Source organism: Agromyces sp. NPDC056965 (genome assembly GCF_042673425.1).
Classification (GTDB): domain Bacteria; phylum Actinomycetota; class Actinomycetes; order Actinomycetales; family Microbacteriaceae; genus Agromyces.
The window spans coordinates 20,556-35,715 of sequence record NZ_JBHURI010000027.1 but is presented as its reverse complement, the minus strand read 5'-3'; the positions used below and the strand labels follow the sequence as shown (position 1 = coordinate 35,715).

Sequence of the window (15,160 nt, the reverse complement as noted above, 5' to 3'; positions counted from 1 at the left end):
TCCGGGCGATCCGAATGTCAGTGGTCACCCGTAGTGTCGATGACATGGAGCGCAGCCTCGCATCACTCGCCGCAGAGCTCGCCGATCGTGTCGGCGAGCTGCTCGATGTTGCGAGGGCGCCGGCTGCACTCGCGGGCGCGCACGATCGCGACGTGCTCGCGGCCGTCACCGAGATCGAGCGCCTGGGCCGCTTCACCGACACCCTTCGCGTTCATGCCGCAGGTGAGATCGAGCACCGCTCGCGCATCTCACTCGGTCGCGAAGGACTCGCGGCGAAGAAGGGGTGCACGAGCGCCGTCGAACTCCTCGAACACCTCACCAGGGTGTCGATGCAGACCGCGCGCACGCGCCTCAAGCTCGGTGCAGCGGTTCGACGTACCTCGACATTGCTGGGCGATTCGATGCCGCCCCGCTTCGAACGCGTCGCCGAGGGCCTTCGCACCGGTGAACTCGGCATCGACTCCGCATCCGTCATCACGAAGGCACTCGACGCGGTGCTACCTCGCCACGCCAACGGCGATCTCGACGGGGTGCGCGCCGCCGAGCACGAGCTCGTCTGCGCCGCGATCGGCGTCGCCGCAGCGCCCGGCGCCGCGGTCACCTCCCCGGCGACGGCCACCGAGACGCGCATGCAGGCCGCGGTGTGGGCCGAGGTCCGGCAGCCGACCGGGTTCCTGCCCATCGACGATCAGACCGTGACGCCGCCGGCCGGCACCGGCGCTGGCGCAGGCGCCGAGCAGTCCGGCAGGGCCGAGCACCCGGCGCCCGAGGCATCCGGTCGCAGAGACCCGCGCACGCGCGCCCAACGCCAGCACGACGCGATCGCCACCGTGTTCGACATCGCGGCACGGGCCGATGAGCTTCCGACGCTTGGCGGCGCGTCCCCGACGATCGTCGTCACGGTGCTCGCCGACGACCTCCGCACCGGGCACGGCGTCGGTCACGTCGACGGCATCGACGAACCGATCTCGATGCGAGCGGTCGAGCAGCACGCGAGCGCGAACGGCATCCAGCGCGTCACGCTCGCCGCCAACGGCCGGATCGTCGGCATCGGCACGACCGAACGATGCTTCAACCGCACCCAACGCCGTGCCCTCGCCGCACGAGATGGCGGCTGCATCATTCCGGGGTGCGACACCCCCGCGTGGGCGACCGAGGTGCACCACGTCATCCCCTGGTGGCACGGCGGCGCCACGCACACCGACAACGGAGTGCTGCTGTGCTGGTTCCATCACCGCAGCATCGACAGCTCGGGGTGGCGCATCCGAATGGCCGGCGGCGCGCCCGAGGTGATGCCGCCGCCGGGCATGGGGCCGCAGCAGTGGTGCGCGTCGACGGTGTCGCCGGCTCGGCGTGCCGCAGCGCTCGCTCGTCGACGGGCCGGCCCGACCGACTCGGCCAGCCCGACCGACCCGGCAGGCGCAGTTGCCGTCGCCGTCGCCTGACCGGCTGCGGCCAGCATGATCGGGCGAGGTGCCAGGGCGGTGGCGGCCCTGCGATGGCGACCCGGCGATGATGGCCGGGCGATGCGCCTGCGACGATGCTCCATGCGGCCGAACGACGCCGGGTGTACCGTGTGCCCTGCGAAAGCGAGGAGCACACCATGGTTCTGAAGCACCAGCGCAGCGGCGTGGCCGAAGACGACGTCTACTGGCACGAGTCGATCGAGGGCGCGACGATCGGTTCCGACGTGTCGCTCATCCTCACGTACAGCTCGAAGGTCGGCTCAGGGCCGCGCCTGCACCTGCATCCGTATTCGGAGACCTTCGTCATCCGGCACGGGCGCGCCCTGTTCACCGTCGGCGACGAACAGCTCGAGGCGGTCGGCGGCCAGGTGCTCGTCGTGCCGGCGCAGACGCCGCACAAGTTCGTGATCATCGGGCCCGAGGCCATGATCTCGACGCACATCCACGCCAGCCCGACGTTCATCACCGAGTGGCTCGAGTGACCTGAGTGCGGCCGAACCCTCGGGTATGGCCCGACTAGGCCGCGACGCGCTCCGCTCGCGCGAGGTTCGCCACGAGCTCCTCGCGGTTCTGCGGCGTGACGTACGCCGGCTGGTCCCGATCCACGCGCCAGCTCTCGGCGAGCGCGCCGATGACGACCGAGTCGAATCCGAGGTCGTCGAAGAGCGCGGTCACGAGCTCCGCGGCCTCGTCGAAGTCGCTCGCGGTCGACAGCGCTCGGCGACCCGGTGTTCCGGTGGGAGTGCCGTCGGTGAGGATCGCCGCCGCGGCGATGTTGTTGAAGCCCTTCACGACCTTCGAATCGGGCAGGTGCGCCTGCAGCAGGCCCGATACCGTGGCCTCACCCGAATCGAGTTCGGCGATGTGGCCGTCGCGCTCCCAGTAGTAGTTGTTCGTGTCGATCACGATCTTGCCGGCGAGCGGCTCGACGGGGATGTCGCGGTACGCCTTCAGCGGCACCGTCACGATGACGAACTCCCCGGCCTCCGCGGCCTCGGTCGGGGTGCCCGCCGTCGCGTTCGGGCCGAGCTCCGCCACGAGCTCGGCGAGCGTCTCGGGTCCGCGCGAGTTGGCGATGGTCACCCGGTGGCCGAGCTCGACGAGCCTTCGGGCGAGCGTGCCGCCGATGTTGCCGGCGCCGATGATTCCGATTTCAGTGGGTGCGAGGTTCGTCATGCTCGGGTGCAACGCGTGCGCCGCGGTTTGATTCCGCAGACGACGAATCGGGTCAGGCCGGCTCGATGTTCGCGTTGTCGCGGAACACGTTGTCCGGATCGACCTCGCCCTTGATCGCGCGCAGTCGCTCGAGGGTGGCGGGCGGGTAGGCGGCGGCCAGCGCGCTCGGCCCCGCCTCGGTCTCGAAGCTCACGTAGGAACCCGAGAAGTGCGGCGCCATGAGCTCGTTCCACCGCTCGCTCGTCCGGTGCCGGCTCGAGCCGAAGGCGACGACCGAGAATTCGGCCGATCGGTGCGCGAACGCCGTGGCGTCGGCGGGCACGTCGTGCACGGCGCCGCCGACGGCGCGCAGCTGGAAGAAGTACGTTGCGCCGCTCGCGATGAAGCGTGCGGCATCGGCGGCGAACGACGGCGTGATGCGGCCGATGAGGCCCGTGCGCGCCGTCGGCTCGCCCTCGGCGCCGTGGCTGCCATCGGCGGCGTTCGCCATGATCGACTCGTAGCTCGTGAGCCGCACGTCCTGGCCGATGAGCGGAGCGACCTCGGCGAGGGGCTGCAGACGAGCGATGACCGTGTCGGGGTCGTCGGAGTCGATCACCGCCATCACCTGCGCGACGGGCGGTTCGCCCGGGCGGGCCCCGCCCATGAGCAGGAAGCTCGTGACGTCGCGCGGCGACTCGACGACCCAGTCGCCCCAGGCCTGCAGGAACCCGGCGGTGTCGCTCGCGTCGAAGGCGAGCTGCGCGAACCCGAGCGGCCCGACCTCGTCGACCTCGAACTCGAAGGCGGTGACGATGCCCATGTTCGCCCCGGCGCCACGAACGGCCCAGAACAGATCGGGATGCCGCGTGGCATCCGCTCGCACGATGGAGCCGTCGGCCAGCACCATCTCGACCGCGCGCACGTGGTCGATCGTGAGCCCGTGCTCGCGCACGAGCCAGCCGATGCCGCCCGCCGTCGCGAGTCCGCCGACGCCCACTCCGCCGTAGTCGCCCGAGGAGAGCGCCCAGCCGTGCGGGGCGAGGAAGGCCGCGACATCCTGCCAGCGCGCGCCGGCTTCGACGCGAACCAGACGGTTCGCCTCGTCGAGCACCTCCATCGCAGTCAGCCGGGAGAGGTCGATGACGATGCCGCCGTCGTTCGTCGACCGGCCGCTGATGCCGTGACCGCCGCTGCGCACTCCGAGCGGCACGTCGGGGTTCGACCGCGCGAAGTCGACCGCCTCGGCGACCTGTGGCGCATCGGCCGGACGCAGCACGAGGCCGGGCGCTCCGCCGCGCATGTACGTCGACTTCACGCGCACGTAGCCGGCGTCGCCCGGCTCGATCGCACCGGCTGCGAGCGAGGCGGGCACGGCGTCGTAGTCGATGCCGTCGCGTCGCTTCGCGCGAACCGTCGAGCTGCGCACCGGCGCGCCGGCATCGCCCTGCGACGGCACAGCGATCGAGTCGACGGATGCCGCGGCATCCGTCGTTCGCAACTCCCGCGCCGCGGCTTCGCGAAGGGCCGGCGCGACCTCCTCGGCGAAGTGCACGATCGTGGCGGGGTCGTCGCTCGCGAGGATGAACGTTCCCACCCCGTCGTCGACGACGTAGGGCAGCAGCTGCTCGACCCACTGGCCCGCCGGGCCGTTCAGGAACCCGCCGCCGGCACCCGCGCCGAACCGGCCGCCGATGTTGACGAGGCGCCGGATCTCGCGGGGGTCCCGGCCAGCGCCGATCGCCGCTTCGTCGATGCGGGCGTTGCCCGCCGCGTAGTCGCCGGGCTGCATGTACCCGAGCGAGGGGAGCCAGCCGTCGCCCTTCCGGCCGATGAGCCGGAGCATGCGGGGCTTCAGCGCGCCGATGATGATCGGGATGTTGTGGGCCGGCGCGGGCCCGCGCTTCGCCCCGTCGACCCGGTAGTAGGTGCCGTCGACCTGGAAGCGGGCACGTTCGCCCTGGTCCCAGATGCCGCGGATCACGTCGATGCCCTCGGAGAGCGCGTCGACCGCCTGCCCCGGCGTGAGCCGGCGACCGCCCATGGCCTCGATCGCATCCCAGAATCCGCCGGCCCCGAGGCCGAGCTCGAAGCGCCCGCCCGAGAGCAGGTCGAGGCTCGCGGCGGCGCGGGCGAGCACGGCCGGCGGCCGCAGCGGGAGGTTCGTGACGTTGGCGGCGAGGTGGATGCGCTCGGTGCGCGCCGCGACCCACGTGAGCAAGGTCTGGGTGTCGTGGGACGCCGGCTGGTACGGGTGGTCCTGGAACGTGACGAGGTCGTAGCCCGATGCCTCACTGAGCTCGGCGAGTCGCACGGCGAACTGCGGCGGGTCGTTCTTCGGCGTGATGAACGTGCCGAACTGCAGGTCGTGGCCGTAGTGCATCGTGCTCCGATCGATCGTGGGCGCACGGGCATCCTGCGCCACTCCCCCATCCTGCGTCACGGATGACATCGGTGCACGATGCGGGTAAGCTACTTACCCATGGTAAGTCAGCCGGAACCGGATGCCGCGGCCGTCGCGATGCTCGACGAGCGCCGCGCCCGCCTGCACGAGCTCGGCCACATCGACGAGGCGGAGTGCCGGCGCTTCCAGAGCACGGTCGAGTTCGCCGGCCGCAAGTGGAACGCCGCGATCCTCCTCGCAGGGGTGCGTGGAGCCCGCCGGTTCTCGGAGTACCGGGGCGCCGTCACGGGCATCTCCGATCGGCTGCTCGCGGCGCGACTCAAGGAGCTCGAGGACGAGGGCATCGTCGAACGGCACGTGCGGGCGACGACTCCGGTGACGATCACCTACACGCCGAGCGCTGCGGGTCTCCAGCTGATCGAGCTGCTGCAGCCGCTCGTCGAGTGGAGTCGCGCTCGGCCGGCCGAGACGGAGCGCTCGGCCGGCTGAGGGCCGGCTACTTCTGCTCGGACTCCGGAGCGGCCTTGTCGGCAGCGGCGGGCGCTTCCTCGACGACGGTCTCCTCGACGACGACCTCTTCGACGACGGCGGGCGCCTCGGCGACCGGTGCGACGGCAGCGGCCTCAGCGGCGGCCTCAGCCTCGGCCTCGGCGCGGTCGAGTTCCGCCTCGAACGCGGCGTCCTCCGCGGCGACGAGAGCGGCGGCTTCCGCCGATGCGGCGCGGGCGCTCCAGCCGAGCGCGTGCACGGCGAGGGCGATGACCACCGACAGCGCACCGACGGCGAGCAGCAGGCCCGCGATCGTCGTGTTCGACTGCGCGCCGAGCAGTCCGGCGACGTCCTGCGAGCCCGAGGTGTAGAACTCGACCTGGGCTGCGGTCGACGAGCTCAGGAGCCAGTAGCCCCCGCCGATCAGCGCCACTGCCGCGACCCAGAGCAGGATCAGCGGCACGTTGACCTTGGAGGCAGTTGTATTCACGGTGTTCGTCCTTCGTCATCGGGAGAGGCCGGTTCGGCCTCAGGGCACGGTATTTGCTGAGCCTATGCGTGTCCTATGCGTCAGGGGAACATCCCCCGGGAGACCGATGAGGTCGCGACGCGACCGATCAGATCGCCCGATGGTCGACGAACGCCATGCGGGGTCCGCGCCGTGGCCGACCGGGCACCCCCGCGGCGCCGAGCAGCCGCACCACGCGATAGCGGTGACCGCGCCACGGCTCGAGCGTCTCGAGCATCTCGTCGTCGGTCATGTCCCGCCCGGCGAGGGCATGGCCGACGTAGTTCGCGAGGTGGTAGTCGCCGACCGAGAGGGCATCGGCGTCGCCCAGTGCACGCTGGGCCACCTCGGCCACGGTCCACGGGCCGACGCCGGGCATGAGGGTGAGGCGAGCCGCGGCATCCGCCGGGCTCATCGCGACGACGGCCTCGAGCTTGGGCGCGTACCCGGCTGCGTTCTGCAGGGCGCGCGCCCGCTTCGGGTCGACGCCGGCCCGATGCCACTCCCAGCTCGGAATCGTGCGCCACACCTCGGGCGACGGCACCACGCGCATCGGCCGGGGCGTCGGGCCTGGGGCCGGGGCGCCGAAGCGGGTCAGCAGCCGGCGCCAGGAATCGTGCGCCTGCAGCGTGATGACCTTCTGCTCGAGGATCGTCGCGGCGAGGGCCTCGAAGACCTGCCCCGTGCGCGGGATGCGCAGGCCGGGGTTGCGCCGGTGCGCATCGTCGAGGAGTGGGAGCCGCGGCTCGAACCCCGACGGGTCGTCGGCATCGCCGAGCAGCTCGGGCGCCTGCGCCGTCGCCGCGCCCGCACCGGGACCCCACGCCTCGCAGCGCAGCGTCTCGGAGTCGGGCTGGGTCAGGCGCAGGGTCGCGTCGCCCTCGACGGTGCGCGTCGTGCGCCACACGGCGCCGCTCGCGTCGAGCACGAACGCCGGGTCGCCCCCGCCGCGCCGCAGCGCGCCGAGCGTCTGCCGCAGGTCGGTCGGATGCCGCGGCCGCCAGCTGAGGGCATGGTCGGCGATCACGACTTCAGTGTGCCCCACGCACCTGACAGCCGCTTGCCGGCGATCGCGGCGCTCGGGTGCGGTGGGCCCTGCCGCGACTACTCGGCGGTCGGGGCGGCCGCGGCGATCGGCGAGGCGGCGGGCGCCACGATGCGGCTCCGGAGCGCGAGGAAGAGCAGCACCATGCCCGCGGCGAGGGCGATGTGGCCGAGACCCGCGATGCCGGCGATCGCCGACGTCGACTCCTCGCCCATGACCGTGAGCGAACCGTGCCAGATGAGCATCGCCGAGGTGACGATGACGCCGGCGTTGTAGACCCAGAAGAACCACTCGAAGAGGTGGCTCTTCGAGATCGTGAAGACCTTCTCGATCACGAGCACGATGAGCAGCACGATGAAGCCGAGCGTCAGCAGGTGCGTGTGCGCGAGGCCGAGCTGGGTGAACTGCCCCTCGGGGAAGTCGTTGGCCTTGGTGAACTCGCGGTAGAAGAGTCCGGAGCCGACACCGACGATCATGTACGCGAACGCTGCGTAGAACAGTTTCTGCATGGCGGTTCCCTTCGAAGATTGGCGAGGTGGTCGAGCCTCACCTCGATACTCCTCTCCTGGAGCGCATCGACGCATCGAACGAAAGGTTGAACCCTCAGCTCGGTCGGACGACGACCGTCTGCTCGCCGTCGGCCGCGTCGATCGTGAACCGGAGGATGCGGAGCTCCGGGTCCCACGAGACGACCTCGCCGCCCTCGACGACGCCGCCGTCGGGGAAGCCGCCGGCCGGCAGGTACACCTCGCTCGGCGCGGAGCCGGCGCCCGCTTCGCGGTCGGGAGCGACCACGATCTCGAGCGAGTCGGGCTCCGAGTTCCAGGTGCGCAGCTCGCCGGCGATCGCCCGGGGATACGGCCGGTCGAGCAGCGTGATGAGGTTGCGCGGCGTGCCGTCGACCTCGTACGGGCCCCATGCGCCCGGGTCGCGCGACCAGTACGCGATGCCGATGCCCGAGGCATCCGAGGTCGAATAGACGAGGTCGACGTAGTCGAGCGCGCCCGGCAGCGTGGTGTCGAGGCCGAACTCGCCGAGGATGATCGGCACGCCGCCGAGTGCCTCGGCCGTGCGCAGCGTGTTCGAGCGCCAAGCAGCGACCGTGGACTCGACGAGGTCGCGGGAGGTGCCGCTGAATCCGTCGCCGAGATCCATCGGCAGCGGGTAGAGGTGCGGGCAGAAAGCGATGCGCGGGTCGCCCTCGCGCGGATCGTCGATCGCGCCGATCGCGCTCGGCAGCCCCCAGTTGAATCCGAGGGCCTGCGGTTCGAGGCAGGCCCAGGTGTCGTCGTCGACCTCTCGGATCGCGTCGACGGACTTCTGGTAGAGCGCCGTGAGCGGCCCGGCCTCGAAGGCCGGCCCCTGCACGGTGCCGCCGTACGGCTCGTTCATGAGGTCGTACGCGACGACGGCCTCGTTGTCGGCGAATCGCTCGGCGACGGCCCGCCAGGCATCGGCGTAGTGATCGGTGAGCTCGGGGTGCTCGCCCGTGGTGTTCCAGAAGTTGTCGAACGCGTGGATCACCCCGGGCTCCAGGTAGTAGAGCTCCCACTGGTCGTGGTGCGCGACCGGGAAGCCGTCGAGGTAGGTCGCCCATTCGGGTGCGCCGTTGCCGTTGTCGCCCTCGGGCGTGATGCCCGTGCCCCACAGGTCCTGGTGCATGTCGAGCATGACGTGGTAGCCGCGCTCCTCGTACCAGCCCACCCGCTCCTCGACGTCGTCGAGGTACCCCTGGTCGTAGACGCCGGGGCTCGGCTCGACCTTGCGCCACGAGATGAGGAAGCGCACGAAGTTCGTGCCCATGTCGGCCTGCTCCTGCACGAGCTGGTCTTCAGTGAAGTCGGGCATGCCGTCGGGCACGATCTTCGCGCTGCTCGCGGTCGAGAACCCGTGCTGCACGAGCGCCCGGCCATCGGAGTCGGTGATGAACGAGGTGGCCGCCGCCGGCCCTGGAGTGCGCATCGCCGCGGCCGCTCCACCCACCACGAGCAGCACTCCCAACCCTGCAGCGACGGTGCTTCGAGCGGCGAACATCCGGTCCTCCTTGACGTATGTGAGGGGGAGGCTATCATCGATCGCATGCCGACTAGGACAGTTGACCCACATCGCCTTCGTCGCGTGGACTGGTCGGTGCTGGCGACGCTCGTCGCGCTCGCGATCCTCGTCGGCATCTGGCCGATCACCGGGGTGCTCACGACCTGGGTGCCACTGCTCGCGGTGCCCGCCGCAGCCGGACTCCCCTACCTCATCCCCGCACTCCGGCTGATGCCGCTCGGCGACACGACGTGGGCCTTCTGGTTCGCCGACGTCGCGGGCGTGCTCGTCATGCTGCTCACCGCGTTCGTGATGCTCCGCGCCCCGAAGCGCCGCGCAGCACCGAGCCCCGGCCGCGCGTTCGGCCGCGGGGTCTGGGTCACGATCGTCGCGGTCGTCGCCGGCAACCTCGTGCGCGGGGTGTTCACGAGCTTCATGGTGCACGCCGACCTCGGCACCTACCTCGGCACGCTCGCGGCGAACATCGTGGTCTCGGCGATCACGGGCGCGCTGCTCGGCCTCGTGGTCGGCGCCGTCGCGGCGATCGTCGCGGCCACGGGGCGCCGCGGCTCCGACGAGGCAGGCAGCGACAGCGACAACAGCAGCAGCAGCAATAGCGGCAGCAGCGACGAAGCGGATGCCGCGGCCGACGCCGAAGCGCCCGCCGTCGCGGACGACACCGATGCCGAGGCATCCGTCACCGCTTGACGCACGCCGCTCGCGTCAGCGCGGCGCGAACGCCGCGTGGAAGATCGCCCATGCCCGCTGGGCGACCCGCCGGCGGTCCTCGGCGCCGGTGCGCGCGAGCAGGTCGGCGAGCATCGACACCGCAAGCAACACATCGGCGTCTTCGACGGCCTCGCCGATGCGGCCCGCCGCACGTTCGCGCACGACGACCGCGCCGACGATGTCGGCGAGCCGCGACCCGAGGTGGGCGACCCGTTCGTCGTCCTGGTGCTGCCAGATGAGGTCGATGAGCGCGGTCGACACGACCGCCTGCCCGATGATCGCCTCGAGCAGGTCGTCGAGGGTCGCGCTCTCGGGCTCGACGGCGGCCTCGAGTTCGTCGATGTTCTCGTCGAAGACCGCGACCGCGAGCGAGAAGCGATCGGGGAAGTGGCGGTAGAGGCTGCCCTGCCCGACGCCGGCCTTCTTGGCGATCGCGTTGAACGGGCCCTGCAGGCCGTCAGCGGCGAAGACCTCCCGCGCGGCGGCGATGATCGCGCGGCGATTCTCGGGGCCGGCGCTCGGCCCTCGATTGGCCTTGCGGGCCTCGGAAGTTCCCTTCCCACGTTCAGGCACGGGTGCTACCTTACTACCGGACAAGGATGTCCGGTATGGGCTTCGCACCACATCGAAGAGAAGGAACGACACACCATGAGCACCCCCAAGACCCTCTCGGGCGACGACTCCATCAAGACCTGGCTCGAGCACCCCGTCGGCGGTCCGATCATCCGCGACCTGCTCGCGCAGGCCGGCCAGAACCCCGACGTGCTGAAGCCCGTGCAGCGACTCGCGATCAAGCGACTCGTCAAGCTCAGCAAGGGCCAGTTCAGCCAGGAGATGGTCGATCAGCTCGTCGCGCGCGCAGCGGCCGGCGAGGTGCCGGCGGGCGCAGCGGATGCCTCCGTCGAATCACCCGAGCCCACGACCGAATCGGCTGACGCCGTCGACGCCGCCCCCGAGGTCGAGCGCCCCGAGTGGGTCGAGCGCCTCGACCAGGGCCGCTTCGCGGGCAAGACCGTCATCGTCACGGGCGCCGGCTCGGGCATCGGCCGGGCCACGGCGTCGCGCGTCGCCCGCGAAGGCGGCCGCGTCATCGCCGTCGACGTCTCGCAGGAGCGCCTCGACGACTTCGCCTCGGAGCACGAGGGCGCCGAGATCGTGACCCTCGTGGCCGACATCACCGACGACACCAAGGTCGCCGAGATCGTCGCCGCGGCGGGCGACCGCATCGACGGTCTCGCGAACATCGCCGGCATCATGGACGACATGACGCCGATCGGCGAGCTCACCGACGCCGTCTGGAAGCGCGTCTTCTCGGTCAACGTCGACGGCACGATGAAGCTCATGCGCGCCGTCGTGCCCGTCATGCTCGCGCGCGGCACGGGCTCGATCGTCAACACCGCCTCCGAGGCGGCGCTGCGCGGTTCGGCCGCCGGCGTGGCCTACACGGCGTCGAAGCACGCGGTCGTCGGCCTCACGAAGTCGACGGCGTTCATGTACGGCCCGAGCGGCCTGCGCGTCAACGCGGTCGCCCCGGGCCCGACCATCACGAACATCGAGGCGAGCTTCGCCTCTCCGCTCGGTGCGGAGCGCGTGCAGCTGGCGATGACGATCCTGCCGGATGCCGTGGAGGCCGAGGCCCTCGCCGCGTCGATCACCTTCCTGCTCAGCGACGACGGCGTGAACATCAACGGCGTCGTGCTCGCGAGCGACGGCGGCTGGTCGGCGGCATGACGGCCGCAGCGCGCGACGAGCGCGACGTCCTCGTCGTCATCGGCGTCGGCGGCATGGGCGAGGCGATCGCCCGCCGTCAGGGCACCGGCCGCACCGTGGTGCTGGCCGACTTCAGCGAGGCGGCACTCGACCGCGTCGGCGGGACGCTGCGCAGCGACGGCTTCGAGGTCGTCACGCAACTCGTCGACGTGTCGTCGCGGGGTTCCGTCGCCGACCTCGCGGACGCCGCGGCCGAGCTCGGCCGGGTGACCCAGGTCGTGCACACGGCCGGGCTCTCCCCGGTGCAGGCGCCGCGAGACGCGATCCTCACCGTCGACCTGCTCGGCACGGCGATCGTGCTCGACGAGTTCGAACGCGTCATCGCCCCGGGCGGTGCGGGCCTCGTCATCGCGAGCATGGCCGGCCACTTCCTGCCGCCGCTGCCGCCCGAGGTCTCGCATGCCCTCGCAGCGACGCCGAGCGACGAACTGCTCGGGCTCCCGGTGCTCGCCTCGATCACCGAGGCCGCGGCGGCCTACCCGTTCGCCAAGCACGCCAACCACCTGCGGGTGCGCGCGGCGAGTACCTCGTGGGGTGCGAAGGGCGCTCGCGTCAACAGCATCAGCCCCGGCGTCATCTCGACCCCGATGGGCCAGCAGGAGCTCGCCGGCGAGTCGGGCGGGCAGATGCGCGCCATGATCGACGGGTCCGGCACCGGCCGTGTCGGCACCCCGTACGACATCGCGGATGCCGCGGCGTTCCTGCTGGGCCCCGATGCGAGCTTCATCACGGGCACCGACCTGCTGGTCGACGGCGGTGTGGTCGCCGCGGTCAGCACGGGGCGACTCGACCTGCGCGGCGGTCGGTAGCCGGCGCGTGCGCGGCTGCGGGGAGCGGGCGACCGCTCCCCGCAGTCATCCTGCCGAGGGGTGACGGCTCCGGCCCGCCCCCGTACGATTCCGAGGATGGGAACCCCTCGACCGTCGAACGCGGAACTCGTCGACGCAGCGCTCGACCACCTCGATCGCCTCTACGTCTTCCCCGAGGCGGCCGCCGCTGCGGGTGCCGCCGTTCGCGAGCTGGAGCGGTCGGGAGCCCTCGCCGACGTCGACGAGCCCGAGTTCTGCACCCGGCTGACCGCCGAACTGCAGGCCCGCACCCGCGACAAGCACCTGCGCGTGCGGAAGCGGCAGTCCGACGAGAACGCGGGGCGGAGCCAGGAGGAGGTCGTCGCCGCCCTCATCGCACGATTCCGCAGCGACAACTGGGGCATCGCCAAGGTCGAGCGGCTCGCCGGCAACATCGGCCTCATCGACCTCCGGATGATCGTGGACGCATCGCTCGCCGGACCGGCGATCGCCGCGGCGATGGAACTCGTCTCCCGCACCGACGCGCTCGTCTTCGACCTGCGGGCCTGCCTCGGCGGGTCGCCGAACGGCGTGCAGTCGTGGATCAGCCACCTCATGCCCGACGACGAGACGCAGCTGAGCTCCGTGGTGGAGCGCGAGGGCGCATCGACCCGCCAGTACTGGACGCTCGCCGACGTGCCCGGCCCCCGCTACCTCGACCGAGACGTCGTCGTCGTGACGAGCGGAGCGACCTTCTCGGGCGCCGAGCAGTTCGCCTACGACCTGCAGGCGATCGGCCGCGCGACGATCGTCGGCGAGACGACGGGCGGCGGCGCCCACCCCACCCGTTTCATCCCGATCTCGGACACGATCGAGATCACCGTGCCGTTCGCCCGCGCCGTCAATCCGATCACCGGCACGAACTGGGAGGGCGTCGGCGTCGTCCCCGACCTCGCGGTCGAAGCGGGCGATGCGATGCAGGCCGCCCTCGACGAGGCCCGTCGCCGAAACGGCGAGCGAGCCGGCGCGCCCGTCTGATCCGGCCGCTCCGCCCCGTCGGATCGCACCCCGGAACCCTCGGCGCTCGCGCGATCCACGCTCGTCCGCGGCATCCGCTCGGCACCGACTACGCTGCTCGGATGCGCTTCGGAACGCTCGACTTCACGCCCGCCGCAGACTCCCCCGACCTCCTCGCCGCGCCCACCGCCGTCGCGATCGGCGCGATGCCGGCTGCGGATGCCGCGGGCGTGCTGGTCTCGGCGATCGATCCGGGCCTCGCCGACACGGCCGCGTTCTGCGCGCACCACGAGATCTCGATGGGCGACGGCGCGAACTGCGTGATCGTGCAGGCCCGGCGCGGCGAGCGCACCTGGTACGCGGCCTGCCTCGTGCGCGGCGCCGACCGGCTCGACGTCAACGGCGCCGTGCGCCGGCACCTCGACGCGCGCAAGCTCTCGTTCGCCCCGATGGACGCCGCGGTCGAGCTCTCCGCCATGGAGTACGGCGGCATCACGCCGATCGGCCTGCCCGCCGACTGGCCGGTCCTCGTCGACGAGTCGGTCGCGTCGCATGAGCGGCTCATCGTCGGCAGCGGCATCCGCGGGTCGAAGCTGCTCGTCTCGGGTGCGCTGCTCGCGAGCCTGCCGAACGCCGAGGTGCTGCCGATCGCGCAGGCCTCGGCGTAGCGCGCGGCTCGCCCGCGGCTCGGGTCGACTGCGCTGCCGACGGGACCGGTCAGCCGTGCGTCTCGGCGCCGCGTCGGCCGCGCCGCCGCGCGATGAGCAGGGTCGCGACCGAGCCTCCGATCGCGACGAGGAGTGCCGCGACGGCGACGCCCAGGTAACGCCACTCGGATGCCTCGCTGTAGGGGAACGTATCGGCCCAGTCGAGCCCGAGGCGCACGATGACCGCGCCGAGCACCCAGCTGAGCAGGATGCCGCCGATGACGAACAGTGCGCGACGCATCCCATCATCGTAGGAGCCAGCGCTGTCGGCGCCGGGCGCTAGCCTCATTGCGGTCCGCGATCACGGGCCGCAGACAGAGGACGCCATGCCGAAGTACACTCGACCCAAGCCGCCCCGCATCGACGAGATCGTGCTCGCCGACCTCGTCGACGGCGAGATCGACGAGCTGGCCGCGGGCGACCGGGTCGAGGGCCGGCGCTATCGCGGCGGCGACGTCTCGGAGCGCGACCTCACCGGCGTCGCCATCGGCGAGTGCGAGCTCGTCGGGGTGTTCGCGCACGACACGCTGCTGCGCGGAGCGGTGCTGACCGAGACCGTGATCGAGCGGCTCGAGGCCCCGGTGCTGCGCGCGCCCCGCGCGACGCTTCGCGACGTGCTCGTCTCGGGCTCCCGCATCGGGTCGGTCGAGTTCTACGACAACCACTGGCAGTCGGTGCGCTTCGTTGGCTGCAAGCTCGGCTTCGTGAACCTGCGGGGGGCGGAGGTCCGCGACATCCGCTTCACCGACTGCACCATCGAGGAGCTCGACCTCGGCAACGCCAAGGCCGAACGCGTCGCGTTCGAGCAGTGCGACGTGCGCTCGCTCGACGTGACGGGTGCGCGGCTCGGCGACGTCGACCTGCGGGGGCTCGACCTCGCCGCGATCGCCGGTATCGAGGGCCTGAAGGGCGCCACGATGGACGGAATGCAGGTCGCGCTGCTCGCGACGACGCTCGCGAGCCACTTGGGCATCCACGTCGTGGACTGACCCGCGGACCGGCGGCCGTCGCCATCGATGCAGTGTCGTGATCGACCGGCTCTTCCCCG

Annotated in this window: 17 protein-coding genes; 9 read left to right on the top strand and 8 right to left on the bottom strand. The window is 71.6% G+C overall.

What is annotated here, in order from left to right:
- Nucleotides 1-44: 44 nt before the first annotated feature.
- Together ACFTQE_RS08990 and ACFTQE_RS08985 are read left to right on the top strand one after the other, a co-directional pair.
- Nucleotides 45-1,445, top strand: a complete 1,401-nt coding sequence (locus tag ACFTQE_RS08990) for a DUF222 domain-containing protein (protein ID WP_376924725.1) — start codon at nucleotides 45-47, stop codon at nucleotides 1,443-1,445.
- A gap of 158 nt (nucleotides 1,446-1,603) precedes the next feature.
- Nucleotides 1,604-1,948, top strand: a complete 345-nt coding sequence (locus ACFTQE_RS08985; protein ID WP_376924724.1) for a cupin domain-containing protein — start codon at nucleotides 1,604-1,606, stop codon at nucleotides 1,946-1,948.
- 34 nt (nucleotides 1,949-1,982) lie between these two features.
- Here ACFTQE_RS08985 and ACFTQE_RS08980 read toward each other — a convergent pair whose 3' ends face one another.
- Both ACFTQE_RS08980 and ACFTQE_RS08975 read right to left on the bottom strand, forming a co-directional pair.
- Nucleotides 1,983-2,681, bottom strand: coding sequence for an NADPH-dependent F420 reductase (locus tag ACFTQE_RS08980; protein WP_376924741.1), 699 nt, complete (start codon nucleotides 2,679-2,681; stop codon nucleotides 1,983-1,985).
- A 13-nt stretch (nucleotides 2,682-2,694) separates the two neighbouring features.
- Nucleotides 2,695-5,073 (bottom strand): LLM class flavin-dependent oxidoreductase, encoded by a 2,379-nt coding sequence (locus tag ACFTQE_RS08975; protein ID WP_376924723.1) that lies wholly within the window; start codon nucleotides 5,071-5,073, stop codon nucleotides 2,695-2,697.
- A gap of 30 nt (nucleotides 5,074-5,103) precedes the next feature.
- Here ACFTQE_RS08975 and ACFTQE_RS08970 point away from each other — a divergent pair, with 30 nt between their 5' ends.
- Nucleotides 5,104-5,514: a winged helix-turn-helix transcriptional regulator gene (locus tag ACFTQE_RS08970; protein ID WP_376924722.1), complete on the top strand. Its 411-nt coding sequence runs from the start codon at nucleotides 5,104-5,106 to the stop codon at nucleotides 5,512-5,514.
- A 7-nt stretch (nucleotides 5,515-5,521) separates the two neighbouring features.
- Here ACFTQE_RS08970 and ACFTQE_RS08965 read toward each other — a convergent pair whose 3' ends face one another.
- The 4 genes from ACFTQE_RS08965 to ACFTQE_RS08950 form a co-directional block, all read right to left on the bottom strand.
- The gene (locus ACFTQE_RS08965) at nucleotides 5,522-6,004 is read right to left on the bottom strand and encodes a hypothetical protein (protein WP_376924721.1); all 483 of its coding nucleotides are present in this window, start codon (nucleotides 6,002-6,004) and stop codon (nucleotides 5,522-5,524) included.
- A 127-nt stretch (nucleotides 6,005-6,131) separates the two neighbouring features.
- The gene (locus ACFTQE_RS08960; RefSeq protein ID WP_376924720.1) at nucleotides 6,132-7,049 is read right to left on the bottom strand and encodes a DNA-3-methyladenine glycosylase family protein; all 918 of its coding nucleotides are present in this window, start codon (nucleotides 7,047-7,049) and stop codon (nucleotides 6,132-6,134) included.
- A 77-nt stretch (nucleotides 7,050-7,126) separates the two neighbouring features.
- Nucleotides 7,127-7,576, bottom strand: coding sequence for a DUF2871 domain-containing protein (locus tag ACFTQE_RS08955; RefSeq protein ID WP_376924719.1), 450 nt, complete (start codon nucleotides 7,574-7,576; stop codon nucleotides 7,127-7,129).
- A gap of 94 nt (nucleotides 7,577-7,670) precedes the next feature.
- On the bottom strand, nucleotides 7,671-9,101 hold the full coding sequence (locus ACFTQE_RS08950) for a cellulase family glycosylhydrolase (RefSeq protein WP_376924718.1): 1,431 nt from the start codon (nucleotides 9,099-9,101) through the stop codon (nucleotides 7,671-7,673).
- 84 nt (nucleotides 9,102-9,185) lie between these two features.
- On the opposite strand from ACFTQE_RS08950, the gene ACFTQE_RS08945 reads away from it, so the two are divergent.
- Nucleotides 9,186-9,809: a hypothetical protein gene (locus tag ACFTQE_RS08945; protein ID WP_376924717.1), complete on the top strand. Its 624-nt coding sequence runs from the start codon at nucleotides 9,186-9,188 to the stop codon at nucleotides 9,807-9,809.
- Nucleotides 9,810-9,824: 15 nt separating this feature from the next.
- Here ACFTQE_RS08945 and ACFTQE_RS08940 read toward each other — a convergent pair whose 3' ends face one another.
- A complete protein-coding gene (locus tag ACFTQE_RS08940; protein WP_376924716.1) occupies nucleotides 9,825-10,403 on the bottom strand; it encodes a TetR/AcrR family transcriptional regulator in 579 nt (192 codons plus the stop codon).
- 75 nt (nucleotides 10,404-10,478) lie between these two features.
- Between ACFTQE_RS08940 and ACFTQE_RS08935 the strand changes: the two genes are divergently transcribed.
- The 4 genes from ACFTQE_RS08935 (at nucleotide 10,479) to ACFTQE_RS08920 (ending at nucleotide 14,073) form a co-directional block, all read left to right on the top strand.
- Entirely contained in the window at nucleotides 10,479-11,561 is a 1,083-nt protein-coding gene (locus ACFTQE_RS08935; protein WP_376924715.1) for an SDR family NAD(P)-dependent oxidoreductase, read from the top strand.
- Nucleotides 11,558-12,409: an SDR family oxidoreductase gene (locus ACFTQE_RS08930; protein WP_376924714.1), complete on the top strand. Its 852-nt coding sequence runs from the start codon at nucleotides 11,558-11,560 to the stop codon at nucleotides 12,407-12,409. Before ACFTQE_RS08935 ends, ACFTQE_RS08930 begins: the two co-directional genes overlap by 4 nt.
- Nucleotides 12,410-12,505: 96 nt before the next feature.
- Nucleotides 12,506-13,426 carry a S41 family peptidase gene (locus ACFTQE_RS08925; RefSeq protein WP_376924713.1) on the top strand — a complete coding sequence of 307 codons (921 nt, stop codon included), beginning with the start codon at nucleotides 12,506-12,508 and terminating at the stop codon, nucleotides 13,424-13,426.
- A 101-nt stretch (nucleotides 13,427-13,527) separates the two neighbouring features.
- Nucleotides 13,528-14,073, top strand: a complete 546-nt coding sequence (locus ACFTQE_RS08920) for a YbaK/EbsC family protein (protein WP_376924712.1) — start codon at nucleotides 13,528-13,530, stop codon at nucleotides 14,071-14,073.
- Nucleotides 14,074-14,122: 49 nt separating this feature from the next.
- On the opposite strand, the gene ACFTQE_RS08915 is transcribed toward ACFTQE_RS08920, so the two are convergent.
- Complete coding sequence (locus tag ACFTQE_RS08915) at nucleotides 14,123-14,353, bottom strand: hypothetical protein (protein ID WP_376924711.1); 231 nt, start codon at nucleotides 14,351-14,353, stop codon at nucleotides 14,123-14,125.
- Nucleotides 14,354-14,438: 85 nt separating this feature from the next.
- Between ACFTQE_RS08915 and ACFTQE_RS08910 the strand changes: the two genes are divergently transcribed.
- Nucleotides 14,439-15,101, top strand: coding sequence for a pentapeptide repeat-containing protein (locus tag ACFTQE_RS08910; protein ID WP_376924710.1), 663 nt, complete (start codon nucleotides 14,439-14,441; stop codon nucleotides 15,099-15,101).
- The last annotated feature ends 59 nt before the right edge of the window (nucleotides 15,102-15,160 follow it).